Origin of the sequence: Scytonema hofmannii PCC 7110 (assembly GCF_000346485.2) — a bacterium.
GTDB lineage: Bacteria > Cyanobacteriota > Cyanobacteriia > Cyanobacteriales > Nostocaceae > Scytonema > Scytonema hofmannii.
Map to the genome: position 1 here is coordinate 6,208,847 of NZ_KQ976354.1, position 16,013 is coordinate 6,224,859.

General features: G+C 41.1%; 16 protein-coding genes and 2 tRNA genes. 9 read left to right on the plus strand and 9 right to left on the minus strand.

Features of this window, described 5'->3' with window-relative positions:
- The first annotated feature begins 14 nt into the window (after nucleotides 1–14).
- Complete coding sequence (locus WA1_RS25820) at nucleotides 15–806, plus strand: FHA domain-containing protein (RefSeq protein ID WP_017746994.1); 792 nt, start codon at nucleotides 15–17, stop codon at nucleotides 804–806.
- A 69-nt stretch (nucleotides 807–875) separates the two neighbouring features.
- On the opposite strand, the gene WA1_RS25825 is transcribed toward WA1_RS25820, so the two are convergent.
- The 4 genes from WA1_RS25825 to WA1_RS25840 all read right to left on the minus strand — a co-directional run bounded on the left by WA1_RS25825 (nucleotide 876) and on the right by WA1_RS25840 (nucleotide 4,081).
- Nucleotides 876–1,112 (minus strand): DUF4351 domain-containing protein, encoded by a 237-nt coding sequence (locus WA1_RS25825; RefSeq protein WP_017746993.1) that lies wholly within the window; start codon nucleotides 1,110–1,112, stop codon nucleotides 876–878.
- Nucleotides 1,113–1,285: 173 nt separating this feature from the next.
- The gene (locus WA1_RS25830; RefSeq protein ID WP_017746991.1) at nucleotides 1,286–2,185 is read right to left on the minus strand and encodes a DUF4351 domain-containing protein; all 900 of its coding nucleotides are present in this window, start codon (nucleotides 2,183–2,185) and stop codon (nucleotides 1,286–1,288) included.
- Nucleotides 2,186–2,316: 131 nt separating this feature from the next.
- Nucleotides 2,317–3,024, minus strand: a complete 708-nt coding sequence (locus WA1_RS25835) for an MBL fold metallo-hydrolase (RefSeq protein WP_017746990.1) — start codon at nucleotides 3,022–3,024, stop codon at nucleotides 2,317–2,319.
- A gap of 100 nt (nucleotides 3,025–3,124) precedes the next feature.
- Complete coding sequence (locus WA1_RS25840; RefSeq protein ID WP_017746989.1) at nucleotides 3,125–4,081, minus strand: FAD/NAD(P)-binding protein; 957 nt, start codon at nucleotides 4,079–4,081, stop codon at nucleotides 3,125–3,127.
- A 685-nt stretch (nucleotides 4,082–4,766) separates the two neighbouring features.
- On the opposite strand from WA1_RS25840, the gene WA1_RS25845 reads away from it, so the two are divergent.
- Nucleotides 4,767–5,432 carry a class I SAM-dependent methyltransferase gene (locus WA1_RS25845; protein ID WP_017746988.1) on the plus strand — a complete coding sequence of 222 codons (666 nt, stop codon included), beginning with the start codon at nucleotides 4,767–4,769 and terminating at the stop codon, nucleotides 5,430–5,432.
- 113 nt (nucleotides 5,433–5,545) lie between these two features.
- On the opposite strand, the gene trhO is transcribed toward WA1_RS25845, so the two are convergent.
- Nucleotides 5,546–6,436 carry an oxygen-dependent tRNA uridine(34) hydroxylase TrhO gene (gene trhO / locus WA1_RS25850; protein WP_017746987.1) on the minus strand — a complete coding sequence of 297 codons (891 nt, stop codon included), beginning with the start codon at nucleotides 6,434–6,436 and terminating at the stop codon, nucleotides 5,546–5,548.
- 85 nt (nucleotides 6,437–6,521) lie between these two features.
- Here trhO and WA1_RS25855 point away from each other — a divergent pair.
- Nucleotides 6,522–6,594 (plus strand) — tRNA-Ala (locus WA1_RS25855).
- Between the two features lie 37 nt (nucleotides 6,595–6,631).
- On the opposite strand, the gene WA1_RS25860 is transcribed toward WA1_RS25855, so the two are convergent.
- Nucleotides 6,632–7,030 (minus strand): 6-pyruvoyl trahydropterin synthase family protein, encoded by a 399-nt coding sequence (locus WA1_RS25860; protein WP_026135063.1) that lies wholly within the window; start codon nucleotides 7,028–7,030, stop codon nucleotides 6,632–6,634.
- 428 nt (nucleotides 7,031–7,458) lie between these two features.
- On the opposite strand from WA1_RS25860, the gene WA1_RS25865 reads away from it, so the two are divergent.
- Nucleotides 7,459–9,000, plus strand: a complete 1,542-nt coding sequence (locus WA1_RS25865; protein WP_017750194.1) for an RNA-guided endonuclease InsQ/TnpB family protein — start codon at nucleotides 7,459–7,461, stop codon at nucleotides 8,998–9,000.
- 60 nt (nucleotides 9,001–9,060) lie between these two features.
- Here the strand turns inward: WA1_RS25865 and WA1_RS25870 are convergent, their stop codons facing one another.
- Nucleotides 9,061–9,630, minus strand: a complete 570-nt coding sequence (locus tag WA1_RS25870) for an SH3 domain-containing protein (protein WP_017746985.1) — start codon at nucleotides 9,628–9,630, stop codon at nucleotides 9,061–9,063.
- A gap of 141 nt (nucleotides 9,631–9,771) precedes the next feature.
- A tRNA-Val gene (locus WA1_RS25875) sits at nucleotides 9,772–9,844 on the minus strand.
- Nucleotides 9,845–9,933: 89 nt separating this feature from the next.
- On the opposite strand from WA1_RS25875, the gene WA1_RS25880 reads away from it, so the two are divergent.
- From WA1_RS25880 to WA1_RS25895, 4 genes are all read left to right on the plus strand, one after another.
- Nucleotides 9,934–10,524: a metal-binding protein gene (locus WA1_RS25880; RefSeq protein WP_017746984.1), complete on the plus strand. Its 591-nt coding sequence runs from the start codon at nucleotides 9,934–9,936 to the stop codon at nucleotides 10,522–10,524.
- An 89-nt stretch (nucleotides 10,525–10,613) separates the two neighbouring features.
- On the plus strand, nucleotides 10,614–11,417 hold the full coding sequence (mazG, locus tag WA1_RS25885; RefSeq protein WP_017746983.1) for a nucleoside triphosphate pyrophosphohydrolase: 804 nt from the start codon (nucleotides 10,614–10,616) through the stop codon (nucleotides 11,415–11,417).
- A gap of 182 nt (nucleotides 11,418–11,599) precedes the next feature.
- Nucleotides 11,600–12,082, plus strand: a complete 483-nt coding sequence (locus WA1_RS25890; RefSeq protein ID WP_017746982.1) for a hypothetical protein — start codon at nucleotides 11,600–11,602, stop codon at nucleotides 12,080–12,082.
- A gap of 21 nt (nucleotides 12,083–12,103) precedes the next feature.
- Nucleotides 12,104–12,754: a hypothetical protein gene (locus tag WA1_RS25895; protein ID WP_017746981.1), complete on the plus strand. Its 651-nt coding sequence runs from the start codon at nucleotides 12,104–12,106 to the stop codon at nucleotides 12,752–12,754.
- Nucleotides 12,755–13,014: 260 nt separating this feature from the next.
- Here WA1_RS25895 and WA1_RS25900 read toward each other — a convergent pair whose 3' ends face one another.
- On the minus strand, nucleotides 13,015–14,487 hold the full coding sequence (locus tag WA1_RS25900) for an aldehyde dehydrogenase family protein (RefSeq protein ID WP_017746980.1): 1,473 nt from the start codon (nucleotides 14,485–14,487) through the stop codon (nucleotides 13,015–13,017).
- Between the two features lie 118 nt (nucleotides 14,488–14,605).
- Between WA1_RS25900 and WA1_RS25905 the strand changes: the two genes are divergently transcribed.
- Complete coding sequence (locus WA1_RS25905) at nucleotides 14,606–15,895, plus strand: glutamate-5-semialdehyde dehydrogenase (RefSeq protein ID WP_017746979.1); 1,290 nt, start codon at nucleotides 14,606–14,608, stop codon at nucleotides 15,893–15,895.
- Nucleotides 15,896–16,013: the final 118 nt, after the last annotated feature.

Consider the following 16,013-nt stretch of genomic DNA (forward strand, 5'->3'; position numbering starts at 1 on the left):
TTAAATAAGAAGCTATGCAAAATTTAAGCACATCGCAAACAACAGGGCTAGGTTTTGAGCTTTTTCATGTTCAAACGAATACATCTTTTGAGTTGCTCCCAAATCTTGCTGTGATTCGTATTGGCAAACAAAATGAGCAAATTGCACCAGATATTAATGTCACATTCTTACCAGATGCCGATGTTGTTTCTCGGTTACACTTAGAAATTCAAGTAGAAGAAAACACTTATTATATTACTGATGTCGGTAGTTCTAACGGCACTTTTCTGAATGGGGCGAAGTTAGAACCAAGAAAGCGTTACCCCCTTCAAGTTGGAGACAAAATCAACCTCGGTCAAGAAGAAAAAGTAACATTTATATTTCAGTATAAACAAAATCTGGTTGTTCCCTCTAATGCCCCAATCAGTAAACCTACAGTGCTTCAACCCGAAATAGTATATAACAATACCCAACCAACTCAAGTGGATCGTAACAGCAAGCTTGTAGGCGCGGGTCTGATGCTCATCAGTATTTTGTTATTTACAGCTAACACGCAAATTGGTATTTTTATGCGTATCCCATCCGTTTTGCTGTTAATAGCAGGGGCTGTGCTTGTGTTATGGCGTCGTGATTACCGCACCATAGGATGGGTTTTGATAGGGCTGGGAGTTGCATTCATGATTTTCACAGGGAATTTATTTGCATCGTTCAATCTTTTGGCTATCCTTTTTGCCTCTGCTTTGTTTGCAGCAGGGTATCAGTTATTTAAGACTGGTAAAGTTTTGAATTATAGTTTGCAATCTCTCAAGGGATTAGTAAAGCGATAATGAGGAAGTATGAAGGATGAAGAATAAAAAGACTTGTCCTTCATACTTGCCGGTCAAAAAATATCATTATCAGTGATTAACCTCTAACCAGATTTCAAGGTCTGCTAGATTTGTAAAATCGAATAGTGCTTCTCCCAACGCTTCTAATTGCTGTATGGGTAGATTTTCAATTTGTGAAGTTATTGTATCTGACAGTTGTCCCACTCGTCGATTTAACTGACGAATAATAAGCGATCGCGTTGCCTGTAGACTTGCCCGTCTTTCCCAACTCGTAACAATTTCCATAATTCCCTCTTTGTCCAGCATAGCTCGCTACACATCTCTAGGTCGAGTTGCCCACTTCTGCTCCAAGGTAAACTGGTCACGGTTTCTCTATCGCATTAACCCAGCATCAATTTCTCGCACCTCCTCTAGCCGCAATGGCATAGAGTTTTTTGGATTTGCTGCCAGAATCAGGATTGTTTTTACAATCGCGTGGTTCATTGATTGACCTCTAGCCAAGTTTCAAGGTCAGTTAGATTTGTAAAATCGAGTAGTGCTTCTCCCAAAGCTTCTAGTTGCTGTATGGATAGATTGTCAATTTGCGAAGTTATTGTTTCTGGCAGTTGTCCCACTCGTCGATTTAACAGACGAATAATAAGCGATCGCGTTGCCTGTAGACTTGCCCGTCTTTCCCAACTCGTAACAATTTCCATAATTCCCTCTTTGTCTGGTTCTTTCAGTTTACCAATTTCTTCTTGAAACCTTTGCTCTTCTTGAAGATTCAAGTTCAAATATGTATCGACAAATCCAGAAATTAATCGTGTTCTTGCTGGATCTAATCGCAATGTCGCTAATAACCGCAAACACTCAGCTTTAACTCTTGGTCGTTCTTGCGGTTTAATTTGCATTTTTGCCATTAAAGCTGCTGCTACTGGATTAGATTGTTGTAGAAAGTCTCGCCAATTTAAACGATTCAGTTGAATTGAAGCAAAGTTAAACTCCAATACCTTTAAATCAGTAAACTCTACTGTATGTGTATGCGCTTCCTCACGCTTAGGTTCATCAAAAGAAAATATGACGATAGGATATATCTTCTGTAAATACTTTTGATACAACCGGGCAAAATAGAAGAACATACGACGCGCACATTCTTTTTCAGTATACGATTGAGCCTCGACATGAATCAGAAAGCCTACTTCTTTACCTGCTTGCTTGACTTCTACCAACAAATCAATAATTTTTTCTTCTCCAGAAGTTAAATCTGCAAAATACTCTTGGGGAAGAAAACGAATAGAGTCGCGATCGATTGTGCTGGCAATTTGAGGAAAAAATAATTCGAGAAATTCAATAAAAAATGTTGAGATAAGTTCTTTAAATAATCTGTCGTGGTCAATCATGTCAGAAAGTTAAATATTCTATTTTGGTATAATAAAAACGCAAATTCTATATAAGAATATCATTAAACTAAGTACCACAAATAAAATAAAGACGCACCGTAGCGCGTCTTAACATCTACAGAATCAAATCTTTAAATCTGATACTCCCACATGGAAACTTTGCCACAAAATTGATTTGCTGGTACGGCTGCCAACATTTTCTTAGGATAGGGGAGATTCAGGTTATTCATGAGTTCAATAAACTGGTTGCGGCTGCGTCCGACAAACCGGGGATTCCAGGATTTTTCTTCTCCAATGGTAGATACTGTTCGTCCTTGATAGTCATGACCGGGATACACCAAAGTATCTTCTGGTAAGGCAAATAGCTTTTGAGTCACAACATCATACAGCAATCCAGCATCACCGTTTTGGAAGTCGGTACGACCACAACCTCGGATAAACAAAGCATCTCCACTTAACAAATGAGTTCCATTTACGAGATATGCCATATGAGTATCTGTATGTCCGGGAGTTGCGATCGCTTGAATTCTTACTCTTCCTAATTCCATTATTGCCCCATCTATAGTGTAGTCATCAGCACCTATAGTTGCAGCTTTTTCAGGGACAATACTTAAACACCCCGTCAATTCTCTTAATTTATCTGCTCCGGTGATGTGGTCTGCATGAATATGGGTCTCCAGACAGTAGCGTAAAGTCAGTCCTAGTTCTCGCAAGACTTGAAGGTCACGTTCGACTTGTTCCAACACAGAGTCTACCAAGATAGCTTCTTTAGTTTCTGGGTCAGCAATGAGATAAGTATAAGTACTTGACTCTTTGTCGAACAATTGGCGGAATAGCATAACAGGTTTAGGCAACTTGCTTACTTCAATAGCAGCATAGGGTCTGGAATCGAGAGATTTCAGTAACTCCTGAGCTAAAGAAACTGCTTGAACTCGAATTTCACCGAACAGCCGTTGTTTCCCAAAGGTTACCCTTGCGTGGCGTTCCTAACGTATACAAAAGTTCAGAAACCTTACCATCAGCATCAATTAGAGCACCGTTAGCAGCAGTATCGATAGCGATAGACAGGGTGTTGGAACGGAACAGCCTTTGTTCTTGGAGACTGGAAAGCAAAGGATGCTGCAATCTGCGATAGTTACAGTTCGACCCCGTACAGTTCACAATTCTGCTTACCTGTAAAACAATATCTGCGCGTGTTTCTCGTTCGCGAATTGTGACATTCACTCCCTTCTCAAACTCCTGGCAAGTTTGAATCCGACCTCCGTAGTGACGTAATTGACCGGACTGAACGGCTGTATCCAAAACTTCTGCAATTTCCTCAGCAATCCGATGGCGGTGAACTTCCCAGTAAGCTTTCACGTGACGGAGAAATCTTTTCTGTGGTTCAGGTAAAGAAGCAGGAAAATTCCCCAATGCAAGCACAGCCTTTTGTACCTGCAAACGCCTGCCATTATTCAAGTAAACTCTAACGCTGTAAGTGGTTGTGTCAATAGAGATAGCTTCACCGACAATCCTCTCAAACTCCACACCAGCTTGAGCCTTTGCCTGCGCTTCCTGCAAAATCGCTTGGATATAGTTTCCATAAACAGTACGCGGTACAAATGTAGATGCACTGACTTGTTTGTACCCATTTGCATGTAGCCATTTCAAGAAATGATCTGATTCATCTGGAAACGCACTCATTTTACCCGCAGGAACATTCAGCAAATGACCATCGACTCGCGTACCGTATGCGACCCCTTTACCTATTTCATCATTGCGTTCAATTAGTTTGATAGAAATTGGTATTGTTGCACTACGTAAAAGATTTGCTGCCACAAGAGAACCACTTAAACCGCCTCCAATAATAGCTATTGTTTGTGGAAAAACAGTTTGATTTAGAATAGAGTTATACATAGGAAAAACTAAATTTGTTTCGGTATATTCACAAATTTAGTTCATACCTTCTTTAAATGTCCATGTATTTTTACTAATTTGAAGTATGAAGAAAATCTAAACCCCACTTAAACAACCGAAAAACTCGGAATTCCATTTAACTCTTTAATATTTTGAAATTGCACAATCTCAAACCCATGTTAAACAAGTATTTAAGAATTTTTCTTGTCTTCTTTTGCAAGTAACCCGATATGAATAGTGTTGTTTAAAAAAACCGATAATCGGTCATTTTTTACGGAAATTTCTCTCAGTAAATTGTCATGTTTCACTGACAAAGTCAGATAAGGGACTTCCAAATAAAAAAATATCCAACTTTTTCTTGTGGTGCGGGCTTCTAGCCCGCCATTGATATAGAACGGGCGAGGACGCCCGTCCCACAAGATGGATAATTTATTTCTTGGACATCCCTAACCGCTCTTCTTTCTTCGCGTCCTTTGCGTCTTTGCGGTTCAAGAAAATTTTATAATTCAAACAAGAATCCAATTTGGTACATTGCCCTCAGAATAGAATTCTGGGCTATACAAACAAAGTCCGCCTGCGCGGACTATGAAAAATCAAGGTTCTGAAACCCACGTAAGTAGGTTTTGCTTGTATAGTCGTGATTTCCAATCACCCAGGCAAGTATTCTCAGCCTTCTTCCAAAAATATGGCAAATCAAACACTAGGACTCGAAAAAAATCTGTATGATTACCTATTATCAGTCTCCGTGCGAGAACCAAAGATTTTAACACAACTGAGACAAGCAACAGCCCAACATCCAATGAGCCAAATGCAAATTGCTCCAGAACAAGGACAGTTTATGGCTTTATTGATTCAGTTGATGGGAGCAAAAAAAACATTAGATATAGGGGTATTTACTGGATATAGTTCGCTAGTTGTCGCTCTAGCACTACCACCAGATGGTAAAGTTGTGGCTTGTGATGTGAGTGAAGAATATACAGCGATCGCACGTCGTTATTGGCAGCAAGCAGGTGTGGCAGATAAAATTGAGCTACATATTGCCCCAGCTCTAGAGACATTAGATCGGTTGCGATCGCAAGGAGAAACTTTTGATTTTGCCTTCATTGATGCAGACAAAAGCAACTACGATAACTACTACGAGCAAGCGCTACAATTGGTGCGTCCGGGTGGGTTGATTGCCATTGATAATGTCTTGTGGTCGGGAAGAGTAGCAGATCCTCAAGTACAAGATAATAGAACAAATAATATGCGTGCTTTTAATAAGAAATTGTATCAAGATTCAAGAGTCGCAATCAGTTTAGTCCCAATTGCTGATGGTTTAACTTTGGCATTAAAAATTGCTAATGGCTAATGTGTAGTTGGCGTACCTAAACTAAAATTTACAAAGCCGCGTCAAAAACCTGCTGCGCGGTAAGGTTAAGTTGGGGGATGTTGCGGGAGATGATTAGGTCATTGCCAGTGAATTTAGCAATCCCTCTTTTTCGCTAATTCTATTTGTCGTTGCTTTGCCTGCTGACGTGCTTTTTTCTCTTCAGATAGATTATCCAAACAGTGAGGACAGGAAATACCTTCTTCATATTGAGGAGAAGTTTTGTCTGATTCAGAAATGGGATGTCCGCAACTCGCACACAAATCGTAACTTCCTGGTTCTAACCCGTGACGAACAGCGATACGGTCGTCAAAAATATAACATTCGCCTTCCCACAAACTCTCGGACTCTGGGACTTCCTCTAGGTATTTCAGAATTCCGCCCTTTAAGTGATAAACTTCTTGGAACCCCCGAGAAAGCATAAAGGAAGAGGCTTTTTCGCAACGGATTCCACCTGTACAAAACAAAGCCACTTTTTTGTGTTTCTTGGGGTCTAGCTGATGAAACACATATTCTGGAAATTCGCGGAATGACTTTGTGTTTGGATTTTGCGCTTTTTGGAAAGTACCGATGCTTACCTCGTAGTCATTGCGCGTGTCGATAACGGTGACTTCTGGATCGTTTATGAGAGTATTCCAATCTTGAGGATCGACATAAGTTCCCACCTGTTCGTTTGGGTTCACTTCTGGTAACCCAATGGTGACAATTTCATTCTTCAGTCGCACTTTCATACGTTGAAACGGTGGGGACTCTGCGTGTGATTCTTTATGTTCCAAATCTGCTAAGCGAGGATCGGTACGCAAAAAGGATAACACTGAATCGATCGCTTGACGAGAACCTGCGATCGTACCGTTAATGCCTTCTGGTGCTAGCAGAATCGTCCCCTTAATGTCATTTGTTTGACAAAAAGATAACAAAGGCTCTTGTTTCTCAGTAAAGTCTGGCAAACTCACAAATTTATAAAGTGTAGCAACGACTAAAGACATTTTTTGACAAATCCTCTTTCCGCAAACCAGGAATTTAAGCTATGATACTTTTGTTAGTATAAATAACTTACGCTTCCTATATTAAGGGGGTATAGCTCAGTTGGTAGAGCGCCTGCTTTGCAAGCAGGATGTCAGGAGTTCGAGTCTCCTTACCTCCATAATCAGTGACCAGTGACCAGTGACCAGTGACCAGTTCTAATTTTCGCACTCGTCTTCGTATTCTGCCCATGAGTTTGGAGTTTCAGAGACTGCGACTTTTAGTTGCACGCCTGGAGGTACTCTTTTTTTGGTTTCATCATAAATATATTTAGCAATCATCTCGGCAGTTGTTTCATACTCCGGAGGCATTACTTCGTTGAGTACACCGTGGTCAAGTCCTCCTTTTTTCACATCTTGTTTAGCCCAGCGCAAGGTTCTAAAATCAGCCACCATAACTTCATGGGGACAGTATTGCGAGGAGTGCAGTTTTGATGAAGTTGCTTCAATTTTTACTTTGTAAGTATGACCGTGCAATCGACCACACGGTCCATTGTAATCTCTGATGTAATGGGCGCTATCAAATGTAAATTCAGTGACCAATTTCCACTTGGGCATTTTTATATCCTTTAACATATTCGCGGAATTCCCCATCCGCCATGCGGTGGGGATGGATAGCGCGACAACTACGAGGTACACCCTTTATGGGTGTCCGAGTGGTTGTCAACCTCTAAGCTCGGCAATCTATCAATCCAATTTTCAACCAATTGAGTCATAGTTTTCTCCTTGCTTGCGGCATATAACCTTAGCTTATTCAGCCTCCGCTCAGATATCCGTAAGTTCAATCCTTTTTTGGTCACGAATTTTGCGAAAGAAAAAAGGGGAATGCCATTACGGGATATCCTGCACTACCCCTCGATTAATCTAGGGGCTTGGGCATTCCCCTTTTTTCAGAGCTTGGTCTCCGGTCATAGCTATCTACACAACGTCTACATGAATGTCAGAATAAAAGGGTAACGACAAAACGGCAAGGTGGTGGTTCAAATATGTCATTCAAAAGTAAGGAACAAAAAGAGCAGGATAAAGAAAAGAATAAAAATACTCACATTTCAACTGTTGTGCAGCATCTGAAATTGTCCAATCTTGGGTATGCTGTAATATCAGACATATTGTCACACGCAAACAGTTTATACAATACTTTAACCTTCAATCTGAGGCAAGGATTTTTTGTACACAAAATTCTGAATTTTCAATCTCTAACTATTGATTTACAAACTGACTTCAAAGAAAACTATCATTACAAAATGCTGCATTCTCAAGCAGCACAATCCGTGTGTCACAAGGTAACTGAGAATTTCAAATCATTCAAACAGCTTTTAGACAAACATTTTAGAGAGGGGACAAAGAAACCATTATTACCAGGTTATCGTCAAAAAGGTGGTATGTTTGAAGTGACATATCCCAGTCAATCAGTCAATATATCACAAGAGCATGGCATTATATTTGCTACTGTTTCTACTGGCATTATGTTCAAGAAGCAGCACAAAGAAGATGTCATGGGAACAAGTTTAAATGAGAGATTGAGATTCAGAGTTCCCGATGACATTGACCCCTCTAACCTCGTTGAGCTAGTGATTACATCAAAGCATAGAGAGATTTATCTACATTGGGTATGCAGAAAGAAAAATGAAATTGTTGCCACATTAAATAAGTCAAGTGTTTTAGGAATTGACATCGGATTGAACAACTTTGTTACCTGTATTCCGAACACAGGTGAAGAAGGATTTCTCATAAATGGGCGACCATTAAAGGCAATAAATCAGTTTTATAACAAGACTGTATCTAAGCTAAAAAAGGGTAAGGATGAGAATTTCTGGAGTGGTAGTTTAGCTAGGGCAACGCAGTCTAGGAATAACCAAGTCCGCGATTTTATCAAGAAATCTGCACGGACAATAATCAATAAATGTTTAGAATCAGGAATAAGTAAAATTGTATTTGGTTGGAACCAAGGAATTAAGAATGAAATAGATAACGGACGTGTCAATAATCAAAATTTTGTACAGGTTCCATTCACCGCATTACGTGATACACTCAAGTATCTCTGTGAGAGATCTGGTATAGAATTTGTAGTTGTAGAAGAATCATACACCTCAAAAATGTCATTTTTTGACGGTGATGAATTACCCGTTTACGGTCAAGAAACCGAAGAACAGAAGAATCTTAAGCCTTCTGGAAGAAGAACAAAACGCGGGGAATACAAAACAGGAAATAACACAATTATCAACGCGGATGCCAATGGGGCTTCCAATATTTTGAGAAAGGCCAAAATTGATACATCAAAAATTACTTTTCGGGTGTGTCAAATTCTCAAGACAATCAATATTTGGATAGGTCACGCACAGGGCAAGAAAAAAAGGGGGAATGCCATTAATGGATATCCTGCACTACCCCTCAATAAATCAAGGGGCTTGGGCATTCCCCCTTTTTTTAAAGGCTTAATCCTCGGTAAAAAATTCCCATCACGTAAAGGTACGGCAGCAGGCTTGTCTTGTTGTACGACTATAGGACTCACTGAACCGGGTCAGTAAATTAGAAACCCCATCCGCCATGCGGTGGGGTGGTTCATTCACTCCTATCATGCTTAATGATTACTCACCACAAGAAAGGTAGTCAGAATTAACCCAACCTTCCAAACCACTTACTTTAGTGTTAGAACCATTGACAACACGGACGTAAACCCAAGGTTCCGATCCCCACCTCACCCATTTGACAACATTGCCATTGTTGAGACCGGCTTTTGATTTTCCATTGGGTGTAGCTCGCAAAGCTAATTGTCCTTGTGTAATATTTATGACTTTGCAAGAATCTTGTGAAGATGCAGTGTCTTCACCACAGATCAAGTAATTGGAATTTACCCAACCTTCTAAACCGTTCACTTTGCTATTTGGACCTTGAATCACGCGGACGTAAACCCAAGGTTCACCTCCCGTCCTTAATAATTGTACGCTATTGCTATTATTTAGACCTGCTTTTGACTTGCCATTTGGTTGAAGGCGTAAAGCTAGTTGACCTGTTTGAAGATTGGTTACCGTGCAACTAGTTTGTTGAGCAATAATTTTTTTATTTCCCGTACCAGCAAGGGCAGTAGGAACAAAGTTAAAACTAAATAAAGATAAGAATATTAGGGAAAGCTTTAATAGAGAGGTTTGGTTTTTCATCAGTATCAATCTCAACACATCGGGCAAGCACGCGTTGCGAATTACAACTTCATGCCTTCCGATAAAACAACTACCTCTCTAAATTAACTTCCCTGGTATTACCGTGTACTCTGGGAATTTACTGAACTATAATCATGGGAATGGGCAGTACAGGACTCGAACCTGTGACATCCTGCTTGTAAGGCAGGCGCTCTACCAACTGAGCTAACCGCCCGTTGCGTTTTCACTCACAAGAATTAATGTTAGCACATAAATTTTGAAAACGCGATAGTATTTTTGAGAAAAATTTTTCCATAAAATCCTATGCCCTCTGGTCGGACTCACGATCGCATTACTTTATGGGCTTTGCCGCTTGTGACTGGGGTGACTTTCTGGCAAACCAAAAGCGGTAACCTGACACTACTAGTTGCAGGAGGATTTCTGTTTGGGGGGCTGATGTTCGGTCCCGACTTAGATATTTACTCGCGCCACTACCAGCGCTGGGGATTTTTGCGTTTTATTTGGTTACCTTATCAAAAAAGCCTGCGTCATCGGTCATTCTTATCCCACGGTCCGATTATTGGTACAACACTGCGAGTTATCTATCTCAGCACCTTGGTTGCTATCTTAGGGTTTTTAGTTATGGTCGTTGGCGAAAAGCTGTGGAACGTGCAGTTAGATTGGCAAATATTGCGTAAAAATACGGCAAACACGCTATTCAATTACTCTACAGAACTTCTTGCCCTATTCTTTGGGATGGAAATAGGTGCTATGAGTCATTCTCTAAGCGATTGGGGTGGTTCGGCATACAAGCGCATGAAAAAGCAAGGAGTCAGTGCATTACTACCCCGTGGGAAAATGAAGAAAAGTAAAGTGAAAAGGAGGGTAAGGGGACAAGGGGATAAGAGGGAGTGAGAGAGTGAGGGAGTGAGAGAGTGAGGAAGCACAAGTGATAATTAATACTCAATGACAACTAACAACTAACAACTAACAACTAACCAATTATGAAAAATCCTGAAACATTAGCGGCTTTACAAGAATTAATTGACGTGGTGGCAAAATTGCGATCGCCTGACGGAGGTTGTCCTTGGGATTTGGAACAAACTCCCCAGACACTGACACCATTTGTTATAGAAGAAGCGTATGAGGTGGTAGATGCTATCAATAGTGGCGATCGAAACGCCATTGCTGAAGAACTGGGCGATTTACTTTTACAAGTTGTTTTACAAGCTCAAATTGCCAGCGAATACCAACAATTTTCCCTGAAGGAAATTGCTGAAGGTATTTCACAAAAACTTATCCGTCGTCACCCTCATGTTTTTGGCGATATTTCGGTGCAAAGCATTGATGAAGTGCGGCAAAACTGGGAAAAAATCAAAGCAGAAGAAAAAGGAAAACCATCTCCTGACAGCCAAAAACTCAGTCACAAACTTCAAGGTTATACACGTAAGCTACCCCCGTTGATGGCAACTATGAAGATTTCCCAGAAAGCAGCTGCGGTTGGGTTTGAGTGGGAAACTCTTGATGGAGTGTGGGACAAGTTTAATGAGGAATTAGCAGAATTCAAAGAAGCTTTAGCCCACGAAACACCAGAAAGACAACAAGCTGAATTAGGCGATCTGCTGTTTTCCGTTGTCCAGCTAGCTCGATGGAATAATCTTGACCCCAGCGAAGCTTTGCAAGGGACAAATAAGAAATTTATTCAGCGCTTAGAACAAATGGAGGGATTTGCCAATCGTCCTCTCTCGGATCACACTCTGGAGGAATTAGAAGCTCTTTGGCAACAGGCTAAAGCGACTGAGGGTTAGGAGGGGTATGTAACAGGTTAGAAAAATCCCGACTTCGCCTGAATCCCCCAACTAGAAGTCCTCTAAAAAACGTTGGCTTTTCATTGGTTTTTCGTTGTTTAGCATTTATAATGCAGTATTAGGTGGTGCAAACAACCAAACTTAGAATCAAGCAAACATATGTACTTATTAAATGTAGGTAGATGAAATCACTTGCTAAAAAAGAGTCAAACACATTCAGCCTACAACCCGGTCCAACTTGGTTATCATTCGAGAAGTTTCGCCAAGAAGGTGCTAAAGCTTTAGAATTAGTTAAAAATGGTATTGTTGGTATTCTTCACACAAAAACTGGACAGTATCGCATTTTGGAAGAACGTGACTTCCAGAAATTGTACGGTCTGGCTCGTGATGTAGATCGTTTGCGAGGTGGACTAAGAATAGTTATTAGTGCTGCGCGTGCTGTACAAAAGCATCCAGATGATGCAGACACAATGAACGTGTTATTGGAAAGTGTGAGCTTATTAGGCAGTTTGCCAGAACTCCCAACTCGTCAAACATTTGAACCTTTACTGCCTGAAACTGATGAGCTAGATGAAGAACAAGAAGATGAGGTCATTTTAGATCCCAAAGAACTCGATCATCTAATTAAGGCTGAATCTCTTGCCCGAGACAAAGAACAGCAATAGTAAGGAGTATATCTTAAAAGTATGTTGGGAAAATTAGCAGAGCTTGAGAGAAAGCTCCGTGAGCTTTCTCACGATCAAACAGCTATTCAAATTATTCAAAGCTTTGCAATAGACCTTGGTAATACAAAGCAACGACAAATAATTTTTGGTTCTGATGGTGCTCTTTTACGTGACCCAATTTTTTACCAAGATGCACTCGAAAAAGGTCTTCTTGATGAGAAAGAAGAACCTTTTAATTTACTGCAAGGCGACATCATTAGTACTGATGCTGCTTATTTTTTTGGTGAACGCCTTGAAGGGATGAAATTTGCCATAGCAAATTCTACCTGCGATCTAGTTCCCCATCGCCGACAAAACGCAATATTATTCCGTATAGAAGCAATTACACAAGCAAGATATCCTGATGCTAAATCAATTATCAGTCAATTATTAAAGTTTAAATCAACACAACGAATGTATCTTCCACGCCTAAACTCTGATTCAGAAGATGTACTAGCTAATTGCATAATATTTGATGGAGTTGTACAAATTAGCCTTGATGACTTACAAATGGCTGCACGTGAGGCTAGTTTAAGTTTAATTGGATGGCGAATTTTCGGCTCTTTACTCCGGACAATTATGGTTCGAGCAGGAGAAAGCGAAGTTAAATTGAGAACAGCATTAAATAGTTAATTTGTATAGAAATCCCAATTTGATTTTTGAAATACACGTAGATGAATGCGTTCCCAGCCAAAGGCTAGGAACGAGTCAGAAGCTACTTAGGGATGGGGTCAGTGACCAGTGACCAGTGACCAGTGACTAGAGCGCCGGTACAGTATTCAAAAAGGAGGCAAAAAACCCGGTTTCTCTCTGTCAGAAAGCTTAATATTTCGTATACTCAACTTGAAGAAACCGGGTTTTTGTGATTTCTGTACCGATGCTCTAGTGACCAATCACAACTTAATTGTCACAGTCTTCACCTCAGTGTATTGCTGCAAACCGTACTCGCCGAGTTCGCGACCAATACCGGACTGCTTAAACCCACCAAAAGGTGCAGCAGCGTCAAAAACGTCATAGCAGTTTACCCAAACAGTACCCGCACGAACGTTGTTAGCTATGGCGTGCGCTTTGGTGATGTCTTTTGTCCACACAGCAGCCGCTAGCCCATAGATGGTGTTATTAGCTCGTTGAATGACTTCATCAATATCTTTGAATTTGATGATGCTCATCACCGGACCAAAGATTTCATCTCGCGCAATTTCCATGCGATCTTGCACATCAGCGAAGATTGTCGGGGCGATGAAGTAACCCTTGTCACCAACTTGGTTACCACCACACAGTATTTGAGCACCTTCTCGCATTCCCGACTCTATATAATGCATCACTTTATTGAACTGGTCTTTATCTACCTGCGGACCTTGTTTGGTATTGAGGTCGAAGGGATTGCCAACAGTACGCTGTTTCGCTCGTTCGACACTCTTGGCTACAAACTCGTCGTAACATTTTTCTTCCACAAATAACCGCGAACCTGCAACACAGCACTGTCCCTGGTTAAAGAATAGAGCATTGTGAGCACCTTCTATAGCCTCATCCATGTCAGCGTCGGCAAAAACTATATTGGGGCTTTTACCGCCAAGTTCCAGAGTTATGCGTTTGAGGTTACTCTTGGCAGCTGCTTCCATCACCAAATGCCCTACTTCAGTGGAGCCAGTAAAGGCAACTTTGTCAATATCCATATGGTGAGAAATTGCCGCACCTGCTGTTGGTCCGTATCCCGAAAGAATATTCACAACACCAGGGGGGAAACCAGCTTCAATAATGAGTTCGCCAAGCCGCAATGCTGACAGTGGTGTTTGTTCGGCTGTTTTCATAACTACGGTATTGCCAGTTGCCAAAGCAGGTCCTAACTTCCAAGCCTGCATGAGCAGTGGAAAGTTCCAAGGAATAATTTGACCTACCACACCTACTGGCTCGTGACGAGTGTAGCAAAAGTAAGGACCATTAATGGGGATAGTCTTACCTTGTACCTTATCAGCCCACCCCGCAAAGTAGCGATAGCAGGCGATGACCAATGGTAGGTCAGCATTCATCGATTCTGAAATTGGCTTACCATTGTCTAATGTCTCCAACTGTGCCAGTTCTTCTTTGTTTTGCTCGATTAAGTCAGCGAGTTTGTATAGTAATTCGCCGCGACGAATGGCGGACATTTTACGCCATTCTCCATTATTGAAAGCAGCACGAGCAGCATGCACTGCCTTATCTACATCTGCTGCATCCGCCTCTGCGACACTGCAAATCGTCTCACCCGTAGCAGGGTTAATTGTTTCAAAACGCTTACCGCTAACACTTTCTACCCACTCGTTATTAATCAGCAGATTGGTTGGACCGATTTTAACCTGGTTTTCTAGTTTGAGTGCTGTAACCATCTGGTCCTCCTATAAGCTAAGCTTTTATTAGAACATTGTTTAAATCTACTTAATATGTTGCTTGGTACGTGAGGTATCGTGTAACTTTCTTTATGTAATTTTATAGTTCGCTTTATATATGGAAAACATCATTGCAGTTGCTCAACAAACAAGACAAGCTGCACTCAAACTAGCAGTGCTTTCGACAGAGGCAAAAAATCAAGCGATTGAGGCGATCGCACAAGCTTTAGAATCGGCCAAAGATGAAATTTTGCAAGCGAATATTGCTGATTGTGAAACATCTCTTGCAGAAGGAATCGCCGAACCGCTCTACAAACGTCTCAAGTTAGACGAACATAAGTTAAGAGATGCGATCGCGGGCGTTAGAGATGTTGGGAAACTAGCCGAGCCCGTGGGGACTGTACAAATTCATCGCGAAATTGATACAGGCTTAATCCTTAAGCGATTAACTTGTCCTTTAGGAGTCTTGGGCATCATTTTTGAAGCACGTCCGGAAGCAGCTATTCAAATTGTTTCCCTAGCTATCAAGTCAGGCAATGGCGTTATTCTCAAAGGTGGAAAAGAAGCTATTCGTTCTTGTGACGCAATAGTCAAAGCAATTAAACAAGGATTATCTCAAACTGCGGTCAATCCAGATGCAGTCCAGTTGTTAACAACGAGAGAAGAAATATTGCAACTTTTGAAATTAGATAAGTATGTAGATTTAATTATTCCCAGAGGTTCTAACTCATTTGTGCGCTTTGTTCAAGACAATACGCGCATTCCAGTCCTCGGTCACGCTGATGGGGTTTGTCATCTTTATATAGATAAAGCTGCAGACGTAGAAAAAGCTGTTGCCATTACAGTTGATGCAAAAACGAGCTATCCGGCTGCTTGTAATGCAATTGAAACTTTACTCGTTCATGCCAATATTGCTCCAAAAGTCTTACCACAGATAAGCGAAGCTTTGCAAAAACTGAAAGTTGAATTAAGAGGTGATGAACGCACGCGCCAAATTCTACACAATATCTTAGAAGCAACCGAGCAAGACTGGGAGACAGAATACACTGCTCTGATTTTATCAATCAAAATAGTGGATTCCTTAGAAGAAGCAATTGCTCATATCAATGAGTACGGTTCCAAACATACTGATGGAATTGTTTCTGAAGATGAAGAAGCTGCTCAAACGTTCCTAGCTTTGGTAAATGCAGCCGGAGTTTACCACAACTGTTCCACCCGCTTTGCTGATGGCTTCCGTTATGGTTTTGGTGCAGAAGTTGGAATTAGCACTCAACAAATGCCACCTCGTGGTCCTGTTGGTTTAGAAGGTTTGGTAACTTACAAATATCAAATGAGCGGTAACGGTCATATTTCGGCTACTTATACGGGTGCAAATGCTAAGTCCTTTACCCATCGAGATTTGCTATAACAGTGAGCAGTGAGCAGTGACCAGTGTGCAGTGACCAGTGACCAGTGACCAGTGTGCGATCGCTCCTTTGAGTTGTGATTACGATATATTAATCGGAATTGGATATGACTAGTGAGTC

Bases quoted from the DNA above. Each gene is read 5' to 3' on its own strand.
- WA1_RS25820 (WP_017746994.1), top strand. From the start codon at position 15: ATGCAAAATTTAAGCACATCGCAAACAACAGGGCTAGGTTTTGAGCTT.
- WA1_RS25825 (WP_017746993.1), bottom strand. From the start codon at position 1,112: ATGCTGGACAAAGAGGGAATTATGGAAATTGTTACGAGTTGGGAAAGA.
- WA1_RS25830 (WP_017746991.1), bottom strand. From the start codon at position 2,185: ATGATTGACCACGACAGATTATTTAAAGAACTTATCTCAACATTTTTT.
- WA1_RS25835 (WP_017746990.1), bottom strand. From the start codon at position 3,024: ATGCTATTCCGCCAATTGTTCGACAAAGAGTCAAGTACTTATACTTAT.
- WA1_RS25840 (WP_017746989.1), bottom strand. From the start codon at position 4,081: ATGTATAACTCTATTCTAAATCAAACTGTTTTTCCACAAACAATAGCT.
- WA1_RS25845 (WP_017746988.1), top strand. From the start codon at position 4,767: ATGGCAAATCAAACACTAGGACTCGAAAAAAATCTGTATGATTACCTA.
- trhO (WP_017746987.1), bottom strand. From the start codon at position 6,436: ATGTCTTTAGTCGTTGCTACACTTTATAAATTTGTGAGTTTGCCAGAC.
- WA1_RS25860 (WP_026135063.1), bottom strand. From the start codon at position 7,030: ATGCCCAAGTGGAAATTGGTCACTGAATTTACATTTGATAGCGCCCAT.
- WA1_RS25865 (WP_017750194.1), top strand. From the start codon at position 7,459: ATGTCATTCAAAAGTAAGGAACAAAAAGAGCAGGATAAAGAAAAGAAT.
- WA1_RS25870 (WP_017746985.1), bottom strand. From the start codon at position 9,630: ATGAAAAACCAAACCTCTCTATTAAAGCTTTCCCTAATATTCTTATCT.
- WA1_RS25880 (WP_017746984.1), top strand. From the start codon at position 9,934: ATGCCCTCTGGTCGGACTCACGATCGCATTACTTTATGGGCTTTGCCG.
- mazG (WP_017746983.1), top strand. From the start codon at position 10,614: ATGAAAAATCCTGAAACATTAGCGGCTTTACAAGAATTAATTGACGTG.
- WA1_RS25890 (WP_017746982.1), top strand. From the start codon at position 11,600: ATGAAATCACTTGCTAAAAAAGAGTCAAACACATTCAGCCTACAACCC.
- WA1_RS25895 (WP_017746981.1), top strand. From the start codon at position 12,104: ATGTTGGGAAAATTAGCAGAGCTTGAGAGAAAGCTCCGTGAGCTTTCT.
- WA1_RS25900 (WP_017746980.1), bottom strand. From the start codon at position 14,487: ATGGTTACAGCACTCAAACTAGAAAACCAGGTTAAAATCGGTCCAACC.
- WA1_RS25905 (WP_017746979.1), top strand. From the start codon at position 14,606: ATGGAAAACATCATTGCAGTTGCTCAACAAACAAGACAAGCTGCACTC.